The organism is Hymenobacter yonginensis, assembly GCF_027625995.1.
GTDB lineage: Bacteria > Bacteroidota > Bacteroidia > Cytophagales > Hymenobacteraceae > Hymenobacter > Hymenobacter yonginensis.
In genome coordinates this window covers 3,073,502-3,093,827 of the sequence record NZ_CP115396.1, presented here as the reverse complement: position 1 = coordinate 3,093,827, position 20,326 = coordinate 3,073,502, and the positions used below count along the sequence as shown (strand labels likewise).

The 20,326-nt window shown below is 61.2% G+C and carries 16 protein-coding genes; 7 read left to right on the top strand and 9 right to left on the bottom strand.

The features are described from left to right. Positions 1-62 precede the first annotated feature (62 nt). Entirely contained in the window at positions 63-1,124 is a 1,062-nt protein-coding gene (locus O9Z63_RS13280; protein ID WP_270125744.1) for a tetratricopeptide repeat protein, read from the bottom strand. A gap of 128 nt (positions 1,125-1,252) precedes the next feature. After that, entirely contained in the window at positions 1,253-1,543 is a 291-nt protein-coding gene (locus O9Z63_RS13275; protein ID WP_270125743.1) for a hypothetical protein, read from the bottom strand. Positions 1,544-1,721: 178 nt separating this feature from the next. Between O9Z63_RS13275 and O9Z63_RS13270 the strand changes: the two genes are divergently transcribed. Continuing rightward, positions 1,722-2,144, top strand: a complete 423-nt coding sequence (locus O9Z63_RS13270) for a BrxA/BrxB family bacilliredoxin (protein ID WP_044016277.1) — start codon at positions 1,722-1,724, stop codon at positions 2,142-2,144. A gap of 178 nt (positions 2,145-2,322) precedes the next feature. Here O9Z63_RS13270 and recQ read toward each other — a convergent pair whose 3' ends face one another. Then, the gene (recQ, locus tag O9Z63_RS13265) at positions 2,323-4,518 is read right to left on the bottom strand and encodes a DNA helicase RecQ (protein ID WP_044016281.1); all 2,196 of its coding nucleotides are present in this window, start codon (positions 4,516-4,518) and stop codon (positions 2,323-2,325) included. 171 nt (positions 4,519-4,689) lie between these two features. Between recQ and O9Z63_RS13260 the strand changes: the two genes are divergently transcribed. Beyond that, positions 4,690-5,667: a KpsF/GutQ family sugar-phosphate isomerase gene (locus tag O9Z63_RS13260; RefSeq protein ID WP_408613546.1), complete on the top strand. Its 978-nt coding sequence runs from the start codon at positions 4,690-4,692 to the stop codon at positions 5,665-5,667. Between the two features lie 123 nt (positions 5,668-5,790). Further along, on the top strand, positions 5,791-6,882 hold the full coding sequence (locus tag O9Z63_RS13255) for a mannose-1-phosphate guanylyltransferase (protein WP_270125740.1): 1,092 nt from the start codon (positions 5,791-5,793) through the stop codon (positions 6,880-6,882). Positions 6,883-6,955: 73 nt separating this feature from the next. Here O9Z63_RS13255 and rlmB read toward each other — a convergent pair whose 3' ends face one another. The 5 genes from rlmB to O9Z63_RS13230 all read right to left on the bottom strand — a co-directional run bounded on the left by rlmB (position 6,956) and on the right by O9Z63_RS13230 (position 14,181). Next, positions 6,956-7,990 (bottom strand): 23S rRNA (guanosine(2251)-2'-O)-methyltransferase RlmB, encoded by a 1,035-nt coding sequence (gene rlmB / locus O9Z63_RS13250; protein ID WP_270125738.1) that lies wholly within the window; start codon positions 7,988-7,990, stop codon positions 6,956-6,958. Continuing rightward, positions 7,954-9,177 carry a GWxTD domain-containing protein gene (locus O9Z63_RS13245; protein WP_270125736.1) on the bottom strand — a complete coding sequence of 408 codons (1,224 nt, stop codon included), beginning with the start codon at positions 9,175-9,177 and terminating at the stop codon, positions 7,954-7,956. The genes rlmB and O9Z63_RS13245 overlap by 37 nt, the downstream gene beginning before the upstream one ends. A 124-nt stretch (positions 9,178-9,301) precedes the next feature. Continuing rightward, entirely contained in the window at positions 9,302-12,301 is a 3,000-nt protein-coding gene (locus O9Z63_RS13240) for a protein O-mannosyl-transferase family (RefSeq protein WP_270125734.1), read from the bottom strand. A gap of 216 nt (positions 12,302-12,517) precedes the next feature. Beyond that, positions 12,518-13,168, bottom strand: coding sequence for a T9SS type A sorting domain-containing protein (locus tag O9Z63_RS13235; protein WP_270125733.1), 651 nt, complete (start codon positions 13,166-13,168; stop codon positions 12,518-12,520). Positions 13,169-13,458: 290 nt separating this feature from the next. Next, entirely contained in the window at positions 13,459-14,181 is a 723-nt protein-coding gene (locus O9Z63_RS13230) for a biotin--[acetyl-CoA-carboxylase] ligase (protein WP_333490314.1), read from the bottom strand. 84 nt (positions 14,182-14,265) lie between these two features. Between O9Z63_RS13230 and rsfS the strand changes: the two genes are divergently transcribed. Next, complete coding sequence (gene rsfS / locus O9Z63_RS13225; RefSeq protein ID WP_270125731.1) at positions 14,266-14,655, top strand: ribosome silencing factor; 390 nt, start codon at positions 14,266-14,268, stop codon at positions 14,653-14,655. 91 nt (positions 14,656-14,746) lie between these two features. Then, on the top strand, positions 14,747-16,867 hold the full coding sequence (ftsH, locus tag O9Z63_RS13220) for an ATP-dependent zinc metalloprotease FtsH (RefSeq protein ID WP_270125730.1): 2,121 nt from the start codon (positions 14,747-14,749) through the stop codon (positions 16,865-16,867). 222 nt (positions 16,868-17,089) lie between these two features. Here the strand turns inward: ftsH and O9Z63_RS13215 are convergent, their stop codons facing one another. Beyond that, positions 17,090-18,424, bottom strand: a complete 1,335-nt coding sequence (locus O9Z63_RS13215; protein WP_270125729.1) for a tetratricopeptide repeat protein — start codon at positions 18,422-18,424, stop codon at positions 17,090-17,092. Between the two features lie 410 nt (positions 18,425-18,834). Here O9Z63_RS13215 and O9Z63_RS13210 point away from each other — a divergent pair, with 410 nt between their 5' ends. Further along, on the top strand, positions 18,835-19,500 hold the full coding sequence (locus O9Z63_RS13210; protein ID WP_270125727.1) for a LutC/YkgG family protein: 666 nt from the start codon (positions 18,835-18,837) through the stop codon (positions 19,498-19,500). Further along, positions 19,466-20,260, top strand: a complete 795-nt coding sequence (locus tag O9Z63_RS13205; RefSeq protein ID WP_270125725.1) for a UDP-2,3-diacylglucosamine diphosphatase — start codon at positions 19,466-19,468, stop codon at positions 20,258-20,260. Before O9Z63_RS13210 ends, O9Z63_RS13205 begins: the two co-directional genes overlap by 35 nt. Positions 20,261-20,326 lie beyond the last annotated feature (66 nt).

Here is a 20,326-nt window from a genome sequence, read left to right as displayed (position 1 = left end):
ATGCTTCGGCAAGCGGACGCCAGATAGGGCATGACGTTCTTTTATCGTCTGAAAGCACGCACCTACTCGCCGCAGCCGGAGTTGGCGGCGTAGCTGGTGCCGATTTCCAGGCCCAGCTCGGCGGCTTTGCGCCAGTCCTGGCAGGCGCCGTCGGGGTTGCGCAGCATTTCGCGGGCGTGGCCGCGGTTGAGGTAGGCCTCAGCGTACTGCGGATTGAGGGCAATGGCTTTGCTGGCGTCGGCTTCGGCCTTTTTGTAGTCTTCCAGCTTAAGGAAGGCGGCGGCGCGGTTGTTCCAGGCAAAGGCGTAGGCGCCGTCCAGCTCAATGGCACGCCCGAAGTCCTCGGCGGCGCCTTTGTAGTCGGCGGCCTCGTAGCGGGCGGCGCCGCGGTTGGTGTAGGCGATGGGGTTGTCCTGCTTTTTCTGGAGGTACTGGGTGTAGTCTTGCAGGGCGCCTTTCAGGTCGCCGGCGCGGCGGCGGGTACCGGCGCGGTTCAGCAAAGCTGGCAGTAGCTCCGGCTGCAGCGTGAGGGCGCGGGTGTAGCTCTGGATGGCGGCCGGGTACTCCTGCAGCTGGCGCTCGGCGCTGGCCCGGTCGTGCCAGGCGTAGGCGTAGGTGGGGTCGGCCTTGGTGGCCTGCTCGAAATCGGCCTTGGCAGCCTTGTACTCGCCTTTCTCGAAGCGCAGCGCGCCACGGTAGTACCAGGCCGGGGCGTAGGCCGGGTTGGTTTCCACGGCTTTGGAATAGTCCTGCTCGGCCTCGGCAGGCTGTTTCAGCGCCTCCCGCGCCTGGCCGCGCCCGAAGTAGGCGGTGCCGCTGGCCGGGTCCAGCTTGAGGGCGGCATCGTAGTCCTGCACGGCGGGCTGGTATTCCTGCAGCTCGTAGCGGACGGCGGCGCGGTTGTAATAGGCCTTGGCGAAGTCGGGCTTGGCCGCCAGCGCCCGGTCGAAATCCTGCAGGGCCGCGCGGTAGCTTTTCTGGTTGAACTTGGCCACGCCGCTGTTGTAGAGCCGTTCGGCCTGCTGGGCCGGCGGCAAGGTCGAGGCGCGCACGGTATCTACCTGGGCCGTGGCCGCCAGGGGCAGCAGGCTGCCGGCCGCCAGCAAGAGTATCGGTTTTAACATAGCATTCGGCCGTTTAGCTTCGGCCGGATAAATGTAATTTTAATTGCGCAAAGCACGCAAAAGGGTTTTGGTTTTTGTTTTATAGTAGAACTATGGCAAGAACCAGTAGCAGCCACGAGCCACTTCCACTACGGCAGTTGCGTCCGGACCAGCTGCTCCCACTCGGTCCGGATATTGCCCACCGACCCCGGCCGGCCGGCGCGGCGGTACCAGTAGGCTGCGTTGCCGGCGTCGCCTTCCTGGCGGTGCAGCAGCGCGTGCAGCCAGTCGAAGAGCGGGTCGCCTTCGTGCTGCTGGGCAATGTCGTGGGCGCGGCTCCATTCGTCGCGGCCGGCGTACCATAGCGCCTGCAGCAGCGGCGTGAGGCCGGCCGGGGCCGTGTGCTGGGTGAGCGAAGCAGAGAATTCAGAGTAAGTCATGGCGGTGGCGATAAAAAATGACGGGAGGCAGAGTGGCAGAGGCTGCTTTGTAAACTTCTCAGGGCGCATTTGGGTTGAATACGCCAGCTGCCGGATGACCGCCGTTTATTGCGTAATTTTGCGGCAGCGGTGGCCGTCTGTCACCCATCATTTTTCTCTTAACGCCTAGCTTTTACCTATGGCTACGTACCCCGAATACATGGTTGCCCCCATCCGCCAGGACCTCACCGAGGCTGGCTTCGAGCAACTGATGACCCCCGAAGAAGTGGACGCCGTCCTCAACGAGCAGAGCGGCACCGTGCTGGTTGCCGTTAACTCGGTGTGCGGCTGCGCGGCTTCCAAAGCCCGCCCGGCCCTGAAAATGGCCGTGTCCAGCTCCGACAAGAAGCCCGCCAAGCTCGTGACGGTATTCGCCGGCATGGAAACCGACGCCGTAGCCAAGGTGCGCGAGCACCTGCTGCCGTATCCGCCCAGCAGCCCCAGCATTGCCCTGTTCAAAGACGGCGAGCTGGTGCACATGATTGAGCGTTACCACATCGAAGGCAACGACCTGATGCGCATCGTGAACAACCTGCAAGGCGCGTTCGAGGAGTACTGCTAATCACGGATTTTTTCGGATTAGACGGATTAGACGGATTTTGTAGACGATTAATGTTCGTTTAAAACAAAAAAGGCTTGCCACTTGGCAAGCCTTTTTTCATTGTAGGTCCATTGGTGGAAGCAGACCAGCGTCATCCACAAAATCCGATCAATCCGTCTAATTCGAAAAAATCCGTGATTTAGTTCGCCACCTCGCTCAGAAACTTGATGCGCATCAGGCGCAGGTCTTCCTCGGTGTATTCGTCGGTGCCGAGCTCCTTGAGGGCCACGGCAATGTTGTCGGTGCTGGCCGACATAAAGTAGTCGTAGATTTCCTCCTGGCGGTCTTCGTCCAGCACGCCGTCGATGTAGTAGTCGAGGTTGAGCTTGGTGCCGGAGTAGCAGATGTGCTCGATTTCCTCCATCAGCTCGCGCATATCGATGCCCTTCGAGGACGCAATTTCCTCCAAGTCCATCTTCTTGTCGATCTGCTGAATGATGTAGATCTTGATTTTCGACTTGTTGACGGCCGACTTCACCACCACATCGGTGGCGGTTTCGATGTCGTTGTCGTCGACGTACTTCTTGATCAAAGCCAGGAACGGCGTGCCGAACTTGGTGGCCTTACCCTGCCCGACGCCGCCCACGTGGGCGAGGTCGTCCATCTTGAGCGGGAAGGTGGTGGCCATTTCCTTCAGGCTTGGATCCTGGAAGAGCACGTACGGCGGCAGGTTTTTCTCCTTGGCCATCTTCTTGCGCAGGTCCTTGAGCATCTGGAACAGCGTTTCGTCGTGGCCGGCGGCCTGCTGCACCTCTTCCTGCTCCAGCTCCTCCTTTACCTCCTCGTCGTAGTCGTGGTCTTTGGTGAGCTTGATCGAATGGGGATTGTCGATGAATTCCATACCCTTGTCGGTGATTTTTACAACGCCAAAGCTTTCAATATCCTTCTCCAATAAACCGAAAATCAAGCACTGGCGCAGCAGCGAGTGCCAGAACTGCGCGTCTTTGTGCTTGCCCTGGCCGTAGATCGGCAGGCCGTTGTGGCCGTAGCTCTCCACGTGCGCATTGTTCATGCCCATCAATACGGTACCGATGTGGTCGAGGCCGAAGCGCTGCTCAGTCTGCACCACGGCCTTCAGGGCCATTGCTACTTCATCCTTGGCCTCAAACCGCTCCTTGGGGTGCTTGCAGTTGTCGCAGAAGCCGCAGTCGGTCGGGTAGGTTTCGCCGAAGTAGTGCAGCAGCTGCTTGCGGCGGCACACGGCCGAGTCGGCGTAGTTGGCCATTTCCTGGAGCAGCAGCTTGCTGTTGTCGCGCTCCGTCACGGGCTTGTCCTTGTTGAACTTCTCCAGCTTCACGATGTCGTCGTAGCTGTAGAACATCAGGCAGTCGCCGTCGAGGCCGTCGCGGCCGCCGCGGCCGGTTTCCTGGTAGTAACCCTCGATGCTCTTGGGCGTGTCGTAGTGAATCACGAAGCGCACATCGGGCTTGTCGATGCCCATGCCGAAGGCAATGGTAGCCACAATGACGTCGGCGTCTTCGTTGAGGAAGGCGTCCTGGTTGGCCATGCGTACGTGCGGGTCGAGGCCGGCGTGGTAGGGCAGGGCCCGCACGTCGTTGACCTTTAGCAGCTCGGCAATTTCTTCTACTTTCTTGCGGCTCAAGCAATAGATGATGCCGGCCAGGCCCTTGCGCTGCTTCACGTACTGAATCAGCTGCTTCTTGGTGTTGTGCTTGGGCCGCACCTCGTAGTAGAGGTTGGTGCGGTTGAAGCTGGTCTTGAACACCGAGGCGTCGTCCATCTGCAGGTTTTTCTGGATGTCCAGCTGCACTTTGGGCGTGGCCGTGGCCGTGAGGGCAATGATGGGCACCTGCCCGATGTTGTCGATGATGCCCCGGATGCGGCGGTACTCGGGTCGGAAGTCGTGGCCCCACTCCGAGATGCAGTGGGCCTCATCAATGGCTACGAAGCTGATGGTGGCTTTCTGCAGAAACTCGATGGTTTCGTCTTTGGTGAGGCTTTCGGGCGCCACGTACAGCAGCTTCACCTCGCCGCTGATAACGTCCTTCTTCACCCGGTTCATCTCCGCCTTGGTGAGCGTGGAGTTCAGAAACTGGGCATTCACGCCGAAGGCGTTGAGCTGATCGACCTGGTTTTTCATCAGGGCAATCAGGGGCGAAATAACAATGGCCGTGCCGGGCAGCACCAGCGCGGGCAGCTGATAGCAAAGGCTCTTGCCGGCGCCGGTGGGCATAATTACGAAGGTGTTGTGGCCCTCGATGACGTTCTGGATAATGGCTTCCTGCGTACCACGGAACTGCCCGTACCCAAAAACTTCCTTTAATTTGCCCTTCAAATCAGGTGTTGAACTGACTGCGGTATTCACGGCTGGCATCGGCATCCTCACTTACTCGGTTGGGAAATTCAGACAGGACTTCGACGCGTAGCGCGGGTTGCCTATCTCAATCTAAGTGTTTTTGAAGTATTCGGTAATGGGTAGCGGGTAAAAAGACAAAACCTTGTTTCGCCGGTAGACCTCAACACGCAATACCTAATCAAATTTAGATTGAAAGCACAGAACGAGCTTCATTCCATCGCAAAAAAAGTGCTTCTGCAGGAAGCAGAAGCCATCCAAGGGGTAGCCGACGCCATTGCCCTGACGCCGGATTTTGCACTATGCGTAGAGGCGATTTTGTCTTTGCGAGGACGGGTGGTGGTAACCGGCATTGGCAAGAGCGCCCACATTGCCGGGAAAATAGTGGCCACGCTCAACTCTACGGGCACCCCGGCGCTATTTATGCACGCCGCCGACGCCATCCACGGCGACCTGGGCATGATCCAGCCCGACGACTTTGTGGTGGCCATCAGCAAGAGCGGCGACACGCCCGAAATAAAAGTGCTGGTGCCGCTGCTCAAGCGCAAAGGCGTGCCGCTTGCGGCGCTCGTCAGCAATGCTGATTCCTACTTGGCGCAGCAGGCCACCTACGTGCTGCATGCCCCCGTAACACGCGAGGCCTGCCCCCACAACCTGGCGCCCACCACCAGCACCACCGCCGCTCTGGCCCTGGGCGACGCGCTGGCCGTGTGCCTGCTGGAAAGCCGCGACTTCTCGCGCCAGGATTTTGCCCGCCTGCACCCCGGCGGCACGCTCGGCAAGCAACTCTACCTGAAAGTAGGGGACCTGAGCCGCCAGAACCAGCAGCCCCAGGTGCAGGACGACGCCCTGCTCAAGGACATCATCCTGGAGATATCCGGCAAGCGTCTCGGCGCCACCGCCGTGCTCGACGCCGCCGGCCAGCTGCAAGGCATCATCACCGACGGCGACCTGCGCCGCATGCTCAGCACCTTCGCCGGCCGCCTGGAAGACGTGCGCGCCCGCGACATTCTCACGCCCCAGCCCATGAGCGTGGACATCGACGATTTTGCGGTGGAGGCCCTGGCCCGCATGCAGCAGCGCAACATCACCCAACTCATCGTGACGGAGCAGGGCCGTTTCAGTGGCTTCATCCACCTGCACGATCTGCTGCGGGAAGGGTTGGTGTAGCGGCCTTCCGGTAACCACCATAGGTGGAGCTGCTACCTATCTGGCCTTTTCTGCCAGTAAAAGCAGATATTGGCACCTGCCAACGAAGAGTTCCGTCTACATTCCACACCGCCTCTGAACCCTATGAAACCAAATACCTATCTCGTAGTGATGGCCGGCGGCATTGGCAGCCGCTTCTGGCCTTTCAGCCGCACCCATTTGCCCAAGCAGTTCCACGACGTGATGGGCGTGGGCCGCTCCATGCTGCAGCTCACGGTGGAGCGTTTTCAGGGAATCTGCCCGCCCGAAAACGTTTTCGTCGTCACGAATAAAGATTACATGGAGCTGGTGCATCAGCATCTGCCCGAGCTGCCCGCCGACCAGATCTTGGGTGAGCCCATCGGCCGGAATACGGCACCATGCATTGCCTACGCCAGTTACCGCATTGCGCAGCGCGACCCCAAGGCGGTAATCGTTGTGACGCCCGCCGACCATGCGGTGCTGCGGGAGGTGGAGTTTCAGCGGATCATCAACCAGGCAGTTGAGGCGGCCCGGGAAAACGAGATTCTGATAACGCTCGGCATCCAGCCGTCCCGGCCTGACACGGGTTATGGCTATATTCAGTATTTGGATGAGGGCGGCGCCGACGGGATTCCCGCGGGGCTTAAAAAAGTGAAGACATTCACCGAAAAACCTAATCTGGAGCTGGCCCAGATGTTCCTCAACAGCGGCGACTTTCTCTGGAACTCGGGGCTGTTTGTGTGGCGGGCCGATGCTATTATCCATGCCTTCCACCAGTACCTGGGCGACATTGCGGAGGTGTTTGATGAAGGAATCGGACAGCTGGGAACTCCGGCGGAAAGCGAATTCATTGCCGCTGCCTACACCCGCTGCCGCAACATCAGCATCGACTACGGGGTGATGGAAAAGGCCGACAACGTGTACGTGCTGCCCGCCGACTTCGGCTGGAGCGACCTGGGTACCTGGGACTCGCTGCACCGCATGGGCCACCACGACGCCGACAACAACGTAGTGGACGGCGACGCCCTGCTCTACGATACCCGGGAGTGCGTCATTAAGACCCCGGCCGAGCGCCTGGTGGTGGTGCAGGGGCTGGATGGTTACATCATCGCGGAGTATGACAACGTGCTGCTGATCTGCAAGCGTACGGAAGAACAGCGCGTGAAGGATTTTGTGGCCGACGTGAAGGCTAAGAAGGGCTTAGGGTACAATTAGTCTGGAGCATCCACGAAGAAGCCGGCCCGTTCCCTCGACTGAGGGAACGGGCCGGCTTCTTCGTGGATGCGGGTTATTTACCTGAGGTGAGGCGCTGACGCAGCACTTCGAACAGCATGATGCCGCTGGCTACCGACACGTTGAGCGAGCCAATCTGGCCGGTCATGGGGATGCGGAGGCGGTGGTCGGCGAGCTGCAGGTACTCGGGGCTGATGCCGTCTTCCTCGCTGCCCATGAGCACGGCCACGGGGCCGGTCATGTCGACGGTGGCGGCCTCCAGGCTGGCGTCGGATTTCTCGGTGCAGGCCACAATCTGCACGCCGGACTGGCGCAGGAAGTTGAGGCTGTCGCGCAGATTAGCTTCGCGGCACACCGGAATCAGGTTCAGGGCACCAGCCGAGGTTTTCACGGCGTCCCCGTTGATCTGGGCAGCGCCGCGGGCGGGCACCACAATGGCGTGCACGCCCATACACTCGGCGTTGCGGGCAATGGCGCCGAAGTTACGCACGTCGGTCACCCGGTCCAGAATCAGCAGGAACGGCACTTTGCCTTCCTCATACAGGCCGGCCAAGATGCTGTCCAGCGGCATGTAGTCGATAGGCGACACGAAGGCTACCGCGCCCTGGTGGTTTTTGCGGGTGAGGCCGTCGAGCTTTTCGGTGGGCACCATCGAAACGGGTGTGCCCCGCTCACGGGCCAGGTCGTTGATTTCCTGGGTGATGCTGTTCTTGGTGCCCCGCAGCAGGAAAATCTTTTCCAGCGTGCGGCCGGCGTGCAGCGCTTCCAGGATGGGGCGCAGACCGAAGAGCATGTCGATGTTGTGGTCGGCAGCCGGGCGGTGCGAGTAGAAGGGTTTTTCGCCGCCGCCGGAGGGGCGGCTGGCGTTGCCGCGGGGGCCGTCGAAGCGCTGGCCGCCCCGGTTATCGGGCCGGCTGGCGGGGCGGTTGTCGTCGCGGCCTTCGGGCCGGGCGTCGGGGCGGCGGTAGCCACCGGGCGAGTCGTCGCCGAAGTCGCGGCGCGGGGTGCGCGGCACAGGGCGGTTTTCCGAGTCAAAGAATGTGCGGCGCGGTTTTAGCGGCCGGGGGCGGTCGTCGTTGCTTTTCTCCATTGCTCCACGGCGGCATACCAGAGACGTTCTTGCTCGGGATGGCGCACCAGTTCATAGTGTTCGGGTGCAAAGGTACTCGGTTTGGGCCGGAACGTATACGTGGCGGAGGAGCCGTCGTCGGAACCGTGGTAAACCCAGCGCTCCTCCTGGGCGGTGCGGTACACGGCATCGGGGGCGCCCAGCACCATATAGAGCATGCCCCGGTCGGTCATCCAGCCGGCTTTGTGGGCGGCAAACAGCTCGTTGGCTACGGCGGCCCGGCCGTAATAGGTGCGAATGGCCTGCCGGGCCAGCGTCTGCTGGCCGGCCGCGGCAGCCAGCCAGAACTCGTCGACGGCCCGCTTGGGGTTGGGGGCCGCGTACAGTTTTGCCCGTTCCGTGGAGGTCGTTAAGTAAATCAGGGGCTGAATGAGCGCGTCGGCGGAAGTCAGGTTGGGGTAGTTGCTATCCGTGACCAGCAAACCCAGCGTGCTGGGCTCGCCGGGCAGCCGCAGCGTGTAGAGGCCGGGCTCCGGCAGGGCCAACGCCGCGCCGGCGCGGGCAAACAAAGAATCCAGCACCGGCAGCCGGGGCGGGGCGGCCGACTGCCGGGTGGGGTCGGCGTGGGGCGGCAGGGCGGCCACGAATGGGCTGGCGTAGCGGCGTAGGCTCACGGGCTGGTCGGGGCCGTAGCGGTCCACAACAAACGGCTCGTTGGCGCGCACCATGGCTCGCAGCAAGGGCTGGCCTAGGCTGTCGGTGAGCATGAAGGGACGCGCCAGCCGGGCCGGCGTGAGTAGGAGCCAGGCCGCATCGCCGGATGAGGCTTCGGCGGCGGGGCCGCTGGCTATGCTGAGCACCGTACCGGCCTGCAGCTGGGTCAGGGGCAGGCAGAATTCCAGGCGGGCGGCCTTTCCGTCGGGCCGGATGCGGCGGGCCAGGTGCCGCACCGTATCGGCCCAGAGCGGGCGTTTGGCATCATAAGAAGCCCAGGACATCACGCGCAGCGGCTGGCCCTGCCGCAGGACATTGGCATCCGAAAAAAGCAGATAGATGCGCAGGCTGTCGCCTTCACGGCGCGAATCGGCCAGCAGCTGCCGGCTGGGGCGGTACTGGCCGGAAAAGTCGCGGCGCTGGGCCTGGGTGAGCGGGGCCAGCAGCAGGCCACAGCAGAGCAGAAGCAAACGAATGAAAAGGCGCACAGACATAGGATAGGGAATAACAGCAAGATGGGACTATAAACCAATACCCGGGCAGCGAATGCCGTGCCGAAACGAAAAACGCCAGCCCTGCGGGGCTGGCGTTTTTGCGAATTGGGGTGCTTCGGCGCTGCTACTGACGCGGATAATACTGCTGCAGCAGCTCCAGCGCCTTGGTGGCGCGGGCCTGGTCGCCTACCTGCTCGGCGGCGCGGTACACGCTCTGCAAACCCAGCAGATAAGTCTGGCTCTCGATGTCGAACAGGGCCGGGTTGTGGGTCTGGTAGTATGCCAGGGCCACCTGGGCGCGGCCGGTCATCTTGTCCATGATGTCCTGGGCGCGAGCCTGGTCGCCCACAGTCACCAGGGCTGGCACAAACTGCGGCGAGTAGTAGTCGTAGGGAATCGTTTCGTCGGGCATTGCCTCGAAGGCTTTGTCGAGCACCTGCTTGGCTTTCACTTTGTCGCCGGCGGCGAGGTAGGCGTTGGCCAGGCGCGCGAACTTGTCGCGGTAGTTGGCCGGGAAGCGCAGGTTGTTTTCGTCGTAGAAGATGCCGGGCTTGTTGAGGTTGCGGAAGGCAAACTTCTTCATCATGTTTTCAAACATGATGTTTTTCTCCACATAGCCCTCGTCCGACGAGCGGGGCTCGTAGTTGGGGTCTTTGAGCGGCAGCACGCGGTAGGCCATGCCTTCGAGCTGGAAGTACGGCTGCAGGTTCATGAAATCGGAGCCGGCCACGGTGCTGGAGAAGTAGATGGGGCGCTTCCAGTTGTTGGTGGCCAGCATGTCCAGAATCACCAGGTTTTTCTTCTCGATGGCGCCTTTGCCCATGTCCCACTCCATGCGGCTCACGAGCTGCTTGCGGCGGTCGGCCGGAATCAGACCCAGCTTTTCCACCGCCGCCGTGTCCACGTCGAGGTAGAACTTGCGGGTCGGGAACGACATCATCGACGGCTGGCCTTCGCCGTAGGATACCTTTAGCAGGTCGCTGTTTTGCTTCACCAAATCCACAAACTGCTTGAGGTTCACTTCCTGCACGGCCGGGTTTTCAGCGTAGGGCAGGTAGTCGTTGGTGCCTTGCTTGTAGCGGTCGGCGGGCATGGAAATCGGCAGCGGCTGCGACTCGTAGGCGCGGCGGCGCATCTGCTCTATGTACCAGTCGGTGTTGAGGTAGCTGAGTACGGCCACGCGCACGTCGGTGCGCACGCCTTCCACCTCCTGGGCGTACCAGAGCGGGAAGGTATCATTGTCGCCGTTGGTGAATACAATGGCATTCGGCTGCAGCGAGTTCAGCAGGTTTTTGGCCGAATCCACGGAGTTGTAGCGGTCCGAACGGTCGTGGTCGTTCCAGCCCTGCGCCACCAGAATGGCTGGAGCCAGCAAGCCGATGGCGCTGGCGGCAATGGCGCGGGCGGTATCAGCCTGCAGCACTTTGCGCAGCAACTCGGCAATGCCCAGCACGCTCAGGCCAATCCAGATGGCGAAGGCATAGGTAGCCCCCGTGAAGGTGTAGTCCCGCTCGCGAGGCTCGATGGGCGGCTGGTTGAGGTAGACCACAATGGCCAGGCCCGTGAACACGAATAGCAGGCCCACAATGAAGGCGTTGCGCGAATCACGGCGGGCATGGAAAAACAGGCCAATCAGGCCCAGAATCAGCGGAATGGCGAAGAAATTGTTGCGGGCCGGGCTTTCAGCCACGCGCTCCGGCAGGCCGGCTTTGCCGGCGTTCCACGGCCACAGGCCGCCCGACTGCTGAATGTCGCTTTCGCGGCCCACATAGTTCCAGAGGAAGTAGCGCCAGAACTGGTGGCCCATCTGGTAGCGGAACAGGAACGAGAGGTTCTGGCCCATGGTCGGCTTCACGCCTTCGCGCACGTCCACCCATTTCTGGTAGTTGTAGAGGTGCTCGGGCTGGGGGCTGTAGATGCGCGGCAGCAGCATCTTGTCGGCATCGTCGTACACGATGTTCTGGCGCTTCTCGGCCACCACGTACTTGTCGCCTTCGCGCACGTAGCGCGGGGCGCCGTCTTCGTAGCGGATGGGGCGGGCGTTGAACTGTGGGCCGTAGAGCAGGGGCCGGTCGCCGTACTGCTCCCGCTTGAGGTAGCTCACGAAGCTGAGCACGTCCTCGGGGTTGTTTTCGTTGATGGTGGGGTGGTAGCTGCTGCGGATCGGGATGATGAGGTAGCTGGTGTAGCCAATCAGGATAAACACCAGACTCAGCATAGCCGTGTTGACGAGGCGGCTTTTTTTGCTGAACGAATAGCGGAAGCCAAACCATAGCAACCCGATGAACAGCACCAGGAAAATGATGATGCCCGAGTTGAAGGGCAGGCCGGCAGAGTTCACGAAGAACACCTCGAAGCTGCCGGCCAGCGTGGGCAGGCCCGGGATGATGCCGGCCAGAATAAGGCCCACAATCACGAGGCTTACCACCAGCGTAATCATGCCGCCCATAGTGGTAGGGTTCTGGGTGCGGCGGTAGTAGTAGATGAAGGCCAGCGCCGGCACTGCCAGCAGGTTCAGCAGATGGACCCCGATGCTGAGGCCGATAACGTAGGCAATCAGAATCAGCCACTTGTCGGAATCGGCCTCGTGGGCGCGGTTTTCCCACTTCAGCATGATCCACACCACCGCCGCCGTGCACAACGACGACATGGCGTACACCTCGCCTTCCACGGCATTAAACCAGAACGAGTCGGAGAAGGCGAAGCTGAGTGCTCCTACCACGCCGGCGCCCAGAATCAGCAGGGTCTGGCCCTGGGTGGGCTCGGGCGTGCCGGGCACCGTGTGGCCCGCTACCGGGCGGTGCAGCACCAGCTTCTTAGCCAGCATGGTGATGCTCCAGAACAGAAACAGCACCGTAAACGAGCTGCTCAGCGCCGACAGCGCATTCACCAGCACCGACACCTTCGTGACGTCGCCGAAGGAGAACAGCGAGAAGATGCGGCCCAGCAGCAGGAAGGTGGGCGCCCCGGGAGGGTGCGGCACCAGCAGCTTGTAGGAGCAGGCAATGAACTCGCCACAGTCCCAGAACGAGGCCGTGGGTTCGAGCGTGAGCAGATAGGTGAGGGTGGCAATGGCAAAAACCAGCCAGCCCACTACGTCATTCAGGCTTTTGTAGGAGCGCATACGTCTTGGGGTAGGGCGGGGCAAGCCCCGTCCGCCGGGCGTGACCCGATGGGATTAAAGTGATGCAGAAAGTAGAGAATGCCAAAAGTAGAGAATTAATCCGGCCGCGCCGCACCCGCCCAAACGCCCAAAAGCCCGGCTGGCATGCAAGGCGCACAAAAAAAAGCGGCCGGAGCAGTCGGCCGCTTTCTTCGGAAAGGAACAAAAGGAATCAGGTTAGTTCTGCAGTACCAGCCGCTTGGTGGCCACCACCTTGTCGTGCAGCAGCAGGCTGTACACGTACATACCGGCGGGCAGGTCGGAGAGGTTCAGGGGCATGCCGTTGGTGGCCGCCTCGGGGCGTAGCGTGAATGTGCGCACTTCCCGCCCGATGATGTTACTCAGGCGCAGCTTGTACTCGGCGCCGGGTTTCTGGTTTACGGTCAGCATCACCATCCCCTTGCTGGGGTTGGGGTAGAGGCTGAGGCCCACGCCGGCCGCTTTCGAGTCGAGCGTGGCCAGCGGCGCATTGCTGACGGTGATGCTGCCTATCATGCCCTGCCACGGTCCGCCCGGCGTTGCCTGGAAGGCGTGCGGCTGGCAGTGGTAGGTGATGGTGCCCAGCGCCGTGAACGGCCCGCGCGTAGCCGGCGCATTGGCCGATACATTGAAAGCGGCAAACGACACGCCGTCATCGGCCACCGAAGGATGGAAGCCCGATACCCACTCCCAGCGCACCTGGTCGCCGGGGCGGATAGTGACGTTCTGGGGCGAGAAGACGTTGGAGCCGTCGGCGCCACCCACCTGCACCACCACCGTGGCCGCGTAGCCCGTGAGTGAGGCCAGCAGCAAGCTCACCATTCCAAAAAAACGCGTAGATATTTTCATGATTCGTGAAAGTCAGGGAACGGCACCCGCAAGCGGGCTATTCCAAATATAGGGTTTTTACACTTAAAAGCGGCCGGGCGGCAGGAGGCCAGGGCCAGCGCTGCCGCCAGTAAATCAAGCACCATGCCTAATTGCCGGCCGCGTTCCAGAAGCACAGATGCCAATTGGAGGCAAACGGTTGCGTTGGGTTTAACGCCTGCCTGACTACTCGGATAAATACGCGGATGGGTTGCCTGATGATCAATAAAATACGGGCATTCGCCGCCCCGCCGCCCCGGCCTGCTGAACTGTCAGAGCAGATACCGGATTTCTTTCAGGTCGAAGTGCCGGAGCTGGTCTTGCACCTGCAGCGCCAGCCGGCCGGCATCGTCGACGCCCACAATCTCGCCGGTGATTTGCTGGCCGCCCACTTCAAAGGAATGGGGCTCTTGGTAGCGGTACAGCACGTGCAGGTAGTCGTAGCGCAGGGCGGCAATGCGGCCGGCCCGCAGCTGCAGGTAGCGCCGCTCCAGGCACTCCAGCAGCCGCGAGGCCAGCGGTGCCAGGGCATAGGCGCGCCCGGTCAGCAGCCCCAGCGACGTGGCCGTGGGCACCCCAAACTCCTGCTGGTTCACGTTCAGCCCAATCCCAACCACACTATGCTGAATCATTGTGCCGTTGAGCGTGTTTTCTATCAGGATGCCGCCAAACTTTTGGTTACCATACAGCAGGTCGTTGGGCCACTTCACCCGCAGGGCATTCCCGAAGCCCAGCAGCGTGCCGGCCCAGTCGTGCACGCCCAGCGCCACGGCCTGGCTGAGCAGGAACTGGTCCTGGGCCGCCAAGAAGGCCGGCCGCCAGATAACCGAAAGCGTCAGGTTTTCGCCGGGCTGGGCCTCCCAGGTGTTGCCCCGCTGACCTTTTCCGGCAGTCTGTTTGTCGGTAATTACCACGCAGCCGTCGGTGGCGCGGTTTTCGCCAAGCAAAAGCTGTGCTTCGCTGTTTGTAGAGGCACATTCGGGCAACCAATGCACTTGGCGGCCCGTGAAGAGAGTATGCGGGGAAAGAGGCTCCACTTGATTTTCGTACTTTGTGACGTTCAAACCTAATAATACCCCATGAAAAGTACCCTGGTTCGACAGGATTCGGACAAGTTGGCAGATGTAGTCGTGCGCGGCATGCAGGAGAAGAAGGCGCTCGACGTCGTCGTACTCAATCTCAAAGAACTTAAAAACGCTGTTGCAGATTATTTCATCATCTGCTCGGCTTCCTCAGATACCCAAATCGACGCCATTGCGCGCTCGGTGGAAGAAGAAGTGGAAAAACTTACCGGCCAGAGCCCCTGGCAGACGGAAGGGCGCACCAACCGCGAGTGGGTGCTGCTCGACTACGTAGACGTGGTGGTGCACGTGTTCCTGCGCGACCGGCGCCAGTTCTACGCGCTGGAAGAGCTCTGGGGCGACGCCGAAATCCGGTACGTGGAGGAAGAAACGGTGCCGACCCGGTAAGGTAAAATCCGGCGGGCTGCGTCTGCTTCCGGGAACAAACGTTCGGGCGGGGTGTTCCGCCTTTGTTTTGTGCTTTAGCTAACCTCTATTCATGTCTGATAACACGCCCAAAAAGAAAAAGCCGATGCTGCCCACGCCTGCTCCCAAACCCGGGATGCAGCTGTGGCTGCTGGCTGGGTTGGTGCTGTTTCTGTGCGCCTGGTTGTTTTTCAACCAAAGCGGCAGCACGGTAGAAATCAACCAGCAAAAATTCGAGCAGATGTACGCCGCCGGCGACGTGCGCGACGTGAAGCTGCTCACCGACCGCCGCATGGTGGAGGTGGCGCTGCGCAACGAAGCCATCAAGTCGGGCCGCTACAACCAGCTGCTCAGCCGCCGCGGCCCGCTCACCCTCGACACCAGCCCGCAGTTCGGTTTCCAGGTGGTCGACGGCAAAACCTTCAAGGAGGACTTCGAGAAGCTGCAGGCCAACGTGCCGCTGGAAAAGCGTATCGGGCTGAGCTTCGATACGCGCACCGGCTACGGCGACCTGATTACCACTTGGGGCTTTACCATTCTGCTGTTCGTGGGCTTCTGGTTCCTGATGCGCCGCATGAGCGGTGGGGCAGGGGCCGGCGGCCAGATCTTCAACATTGGCAAGAGCCGCGCGGCGCTGTTTGACGGCGGCGACAAGGTGAAAATCACGTTCAAGGACGTGGCCGGTCTGGAAGAAGCCAAAGAGGAAGTGCAGGAGATTGTGGAGTTCCTTAAGAATCCCAGCAAATTCACGGTGCTCGGCGGCAAAATCCCGAAAGGCGCGCTGCTGGTAGGTCCTCCCGGTACCGGCAAAACCCTGCTGGCCAAAGCTGTAGCCGGCGAAGCCGACGTGCCGTTCTTCTCGCTGTCGGGCTCCGACTTCGTGGAGATGTTCGTAGGCGTAGGCGCGGCCCGGGTTCGGGACCTGTTCAAGCAGGCCAAAGCCAAGGCGCCCTGCATCATCTTTATTGATGAGATTGACGCCATCGGCCGCAGCCGCAGCCGCGGCAACGTGCCCGGCGGCAACGACGAGCGCGAAAACACGCTCAACTCGCTGCTGGTGGAAATGGACGGCTTCGGCACCGACTCCGGGGTTATCATCCTGGCGGCCACCAACCGTCCCGATACGCTGGACTCGGCCCTGCTGCGTCCCGGCCGCTTCGACCGCCAGATCAGCATCGACAAGCCCGACATCAACGGCCGCACTGAGATTTTTCAGGTGCACCTGAAGCCGATTACGCTCGGCACCGACGTAGAGGCCCGTAAGCTGGCGGCCATGACGCCCGGTTTTGCCGGCGCCGAAATTGCCAACGTCTGCAACGAAGCCGCCCTCATTGCCGCCCGCCGCGACAAGAAGATGGTAACCATGCAGGATTTCACCGACGCCGTTGACCGCGTCATTGGGGGCTTGGAGAAGAAAAACAAGATCATCAGCCCCGACGAAAAGCGGATTGTGGCCTATCACGAAGCCGGCCACGCCATTGCCGGCTGGTTCCTGGAGCACGCCGATCCGTTGGTGAAAGTGAGCATCGTACCCCGTGGGGTGGCGGCGCTGGGCTACGCGCAGTATCTGCCGCGTGAGCAGTTCCTCTACAACACCGAGCAGCTCACCGACGAGATGTGCATGACCCTGGGTGGCCGTGCCGCCGAGGAGCTGGTGTTCGGCAAGATTTCCACCGGTGCCCTGTCTGATCTGGAGCGCATCACCAAGATGGCTTACAGCATCGTGACGATGTATGGCATGAATGCCAAGCTGGGCAACATTTCCTTCTACGACTCGAAGGGGCAGAATGAGTACGGTTTCTCGAAGCCGTATTCGGAGGCTACTTCGCAGATGATCGACGAGGAAGTGCGTACCATCATCGAAAACGCCTACATCCGCACCAAGGAGCTGCTGACCGAGCGCCGGCACGAGCTGGAAGTGGTGGCCAAGGAGCTGCTGGAAAAGGAAGTGCTGCTGCAGGACGACCTGGAGCGCCTCGTGGGCAAACGCCCGCACGGCGTGCAAACCAACTACCAGGCCCACATGGCCGGCACCGACCGCTCGGAAACCCTGAGCGAGCGGAAGCAGGAGCACCCCGGCGTGCCCCTCAGCAACGACCTGCCCGACCTGAACCTGCCCGGCGTCGACGCCGACCGCCCCGGTTCCACGGGCGCTACTTCCGAGCCTAGCGGCTCAGCCGTGACGCCTATGTAGACCGGAACGCTGTTCCAGTAAACAAAGAAGCCAGCCCCTCGGGGCTGGCTTCTTTGTTTGTGGGCGGTACTGGTGCTGCTACTATTTGCCCGCCGCCTATGAGCGAGTGAAGGTTCGGCAGTGCTTCGTCGTATCAGGTGCTGTTGAAACAATGGGGCTGGTGCGGCTCTCGCAGCCTGGGTTAGCCAGGCAAGGCGCGAGGCTGAGGCAATGTGCCCGGCGCTACTGGCGGAACTTGCCCTTGCCTTCTTGCGACGCCTGCGGTTTAGCGCTGGACTGCCGCTTGAAGCCGGCCGAATACTCGGTGCTCTGGCGCGTGCCGGAATCGGCTTTCATGTTGCGGCGGTTTTTCAGGTAGTCGCGCGCTTCGGTATAGATTTCGGATTTGCGCTCGGCTTTGTCCATTACCACCTGGTAGTAGCGGCGCGCGGCGGCGGTGTTGTGCTCCTCGTCGGCAATGCGGGCCAGGTTGTAGTTGGCATGCACGTAATAGCCCGGGCCCATCTGGTCGGTTATTTCCGAAAAGACGATGCAGCGCTGGAAATACTCCTTGGCCTTGGAGTTGTTCTTGTATTTGTTGCGGTTCAGCCAGCCCAGATAGTAGGTGGCGTAGCGCCCGCCGAAGCCCTCATAGCCAGGCATACCGCGGTTGAGCTTGTCCAGAATGTCGAGACTGATCTGCTCACACTTACGGAACTCGCCGTTGTTGAAGCTGAGCATGGCGTAGCACCGCTCGAAATAGCCGTTGTCGGGGTAGGCGGTATTGAGTTGGCGCGCCACCTGCAGCGCAGCGGCCGGGTTGTTTTCCCGCTCGCTGCTCAGAATTTTCAGCAGAAAAAACCGGGCCTCGGGGCCGGTATAGAAGCCGTTGGCCGCCACATTGCGGATCTGCTGCAGCCCCAGCTGGCGGTTGCCTTTCGGAAACAGCAGCAGAATCGGGCGCAGCCAGGGGTGCTCTTCCGAAATCCAGGCGGCATAGTAGTTGAACATGCCTTGGCCCAGCAGAAACTCGGGGCTGAGGCCGTTGGCTTCCTTGCTACGCTCCAGATAGTCGAGGGCGCGCTTGCTGCTGACTGTGGCCTTGCGCAGGTTGTGGCGCTCGGCGTTCAGGCGCGCATCGAAGCCGTAGGCGGCGGCCAGGAAAAAGCAGGCCTCGTAGTTCTTGTTATCCAGCTCATACAGCCGCTCGCCTTTGGTGATGGCCGTATCCATGTACGCAAAGAAAATCTTGTCGTGCAGCGGGTTGGTGGCGTTGCTGGGCATGATCTTCCACCACGCGCTGAGCCCCATCAGGAAATAGGGCATCGGGTGCTGCGGGTAGCGGCGGCGCAACGAGCGAAACTGCTTCTCGGCTTGGTCGTGCTTGGAGTTGTAGAGGTTGGTAACGGCGCCGTCCAGCTCGGTCTGAATATCCTTGTCGAGCAGCAGCCAGCCTTTGGTGTCGACGGCGGCCGGTGCCACGTCGATATTTTCCAGCGAGATGTTGCGCATGCCATCTACCAAGGCGCTGTCCGGGGTCTGGCCGAGGGTGCGCAGGCTCAGTAGGATGAAAGCCATTAGCAGCCCTGCCCCCCGCCGCGAGCGTAGGGAGGATGTGATACTAGACAATACCTGTATAAAATAGTAATTTTTATCCATAGACAGAGTCGGTGAAAGGCAAAATTAAGTCTATTTGGCTGATTTTAGGTGTTCTAAGCGTTAAGAAATATAGGATATAATTCAGCGACATGAAAATGAAACGAGCCAGAATATCAGGGCTATGAAGTAAAATGTCGTCGAAACCCCATCTGATACTATTCCAATACCTTGAAATTGTCGGCCAGTGCCGGATATGCCGTTTCGGTCGGCGTAAAAGCGCGCTGTGTGCTTCCCAAAATGGTCCATGCAATCAGGCCGTTTTGCGGCGGCGCGGCTCCGGAAAATACCGGTAAAGCTGCAGGTCCGGGCGGGCCTGCTATCTTTGGGCTATGCCCGAATCGTCCCGCGATATTGTTCTGCGCCGCATCCGCGAAGCGCTCCGGCAGCCTACGCCGCCCAAGCCCGCGCCCGACTTCACGGCCCCGCTACACCCAGCGGCGGCCGACGACTTGGCCGTAGCCTTTGCCGAAAGCTTTGTGCGCGTGGGCGGACAGCTGTATTTCTGCGAGTCGGCAGAGCATTTCTACGACCAGCTTTTTGCCTACAAGAAGGAAAAGGAGCTCGACAACCTCTACGTGTGGGAGCCCGAGCTGAAGAAGCTGCTGCACGCTGGCGGCCTCGTGTTCCGGCAGGACGAAACCGACTTCCTGGCCCACGCCGACGCCGGCCTGACCACCTGTGAGGCCCTGATTGCCCGCACCGGCAGCGTGCTGGTGAGTGCCGCCACCGGCAGCGGCCGCCGCCTCAGCATCTATCCCGACCAGCACCTGGTGTTTGCCCGCACCTCGCAGGTAGTGGCCGACATCGGCGACGCTCTGCAACGCCTGCAGGCTCATTACGGCCCCGACCATCTGCCGTCGATGATTTCGCTCACGACCGGCCCCAGCCGCACGGCCGACATTGAAAAGACCCTTGTGCTCGGTGCCCACGGCCCGCGCAGCCTCGCCCTGTTTTTGCTGGATGACGAAACCGACCCCGCCACCCCGCCTGCCTGATCTGGCGCTGCCGCCCGGCCGCCGCATCTATTTCGCTTCCGATTTCCACTTGGGTGCCCCCGATGCCGCCAGCTCGCTGGAACGGGAGCGGCGCATTGTGCGCTGGCTCGACGAGGCCGCCAAAGACGCCGCCGCAATCTACCTGCTCGGCGACATCTTCGACTTCTGGTTTGAGTACCGCCACGCCATTCCGCGGGGCTTTATCCGGCTGCAGGGCAAGCTGGCCGAGCTGACCGACGCCGGCCTGCCCATCATCTTCTTCACCGGCAACCACGATATGTGGATGTTCGACTACTTCACCAAGGAGCTGGGCATCCCGATTCTGCGCCACCCGGTGAGCCAGCAGATTGGCGGGCGCGAGTTCCACATCGGCCACGGCGACGGCCTCGGCCCCAAGGACTACACCTATAAGATGCTGAAACGGGTGTTTGCCTCGCCGATGTCGCAGTGGCTGTTTGCGCGGCTGCACCCCAACCTGGGCATCGGCATTGCCAACCGCTGGAGCCGCCGCAGCCGCATTCAGAATGCCGCCGCCGACGCGCAGTACTTCGGCGAGGACGAGTGGCTGCTGATATATTGCCGGGAGCTGGAAAAGCGTTTCCACCACGACTATTACGTGTTCGGCCACCGCCACCTGCCGCTCGACGTATCGGTAGCGTCCGGCAGCCGCTATGTCAACCTCGGCGAGTGGGTCAATTATTGCTCCTATGGCGTCTATGATGGTACGGACCTGGCATTGCAGCATTTCGAGAAGGGCTGATTTAGCGCTTCCTGCGCATAATCAGCCCCGCAAGTGGCTGCGGCAGTTGGCGCTTTTCGGATTGCT

Bases quoted from the DNA above. Each gene is read 5' to 3' on its own strand.
- O9Z63_RS13205 (WP_270125725.1), top strand. From the start codon at position 19,466: ATGACGAAACCGACCCCGCCACCCCGCCTGCCTGATCTGGCGCTGCCG.
- O9Z63_RS13275 (WP_270125743.1), bottom strand. From the start codon at position 1,543: ATGACTTACTCTGAATTCTCTGCTTCGCTCACCCAGCACACGGCCCCG.
- ftsH (WP_270125730.1), top strand. From the start codon at position 14,747: ATGTCTGATAACACGCCCAAAAAGAAAAAGCCGATGCTGCCCACGCCT.
- O9Z63_RS13210 (WP_270125727.1), top strand. From the start codon at position 18,835: ATGCCCGAATCGTCCCGCGATATTGTTCTGCGCCGCATCCGCGAAGCG.
- rsfS (WP_270125731.1), top strand. From the start codon at position 14,266: ATGAAAAGTACCCTGGTTCGACAGGATTCGGACAAGTTGGCAGATGTA.
- O9Z63_RS13255 (WP_270125740.1), top strand. From the start codon at position 5,791: ATGAAACCAAATACCTATCTCGTAGTGATGGCCGGCGGCATTGGCAGC.
- O9Z63_RS13240 (WP_270125734.1), bottom strand. From the start codon at position 12,301: ATGCGCTCCTACAAAAGCCTGAATGACGTAGTGGGCTGGCTGGTTTTT.
- O9Z63_RS13245 (WP_270125736.1), bottom strand. From the start codon at position 9,177: ATGTCTGTGCGCCTTTTCATTCGTTTGCTTCTGCTCTGCTGTGGCCTG.
- O9Z63_RS13215 (WP_270125729.1), bottom strand. From the start codon at position 18,424: ATGGCTTTCATCCTACTGAGCCTGCGCACCCTCGGCCAGACCCCGGAC.
- O9Z63_RS13235 (WP_270125733.1), bottom strand. From the start codon at position 13,168: ATGAAAATATCTACGCGTTTTTTTGGAATGGTGAGCTTGCTGCTGGCC.
- O9Z63_RS13280 (WP_270125744.1), bottom strand. From the start codon at position 1,124: ATGTTAAAACCGATACTCTTGCTGGCGGCCGGCAGCCTGCTGCCCCTG.
- O9Z63_RS13270 (WP_044016277.1), top strand. From the start codon at position 1,722: ATGGCTACGTACCCCGAATACATGGTTGCCCCCATCCGCCAGGACCTC.
- recQ (WP_044016281.1), bottom strand. From the start codon at position 4,518: ATGCCAGCCGTGAATACCGCAGTCAGTTCAACACCTGATTTGAAGGGC.
- rlmB (WP_270125738.1), bottom strand. From the start codon at position 7,990: ATGGAGAAAAGCAACGACGACCGCCCCCGGCCGCTAAAACCGCGCCGC.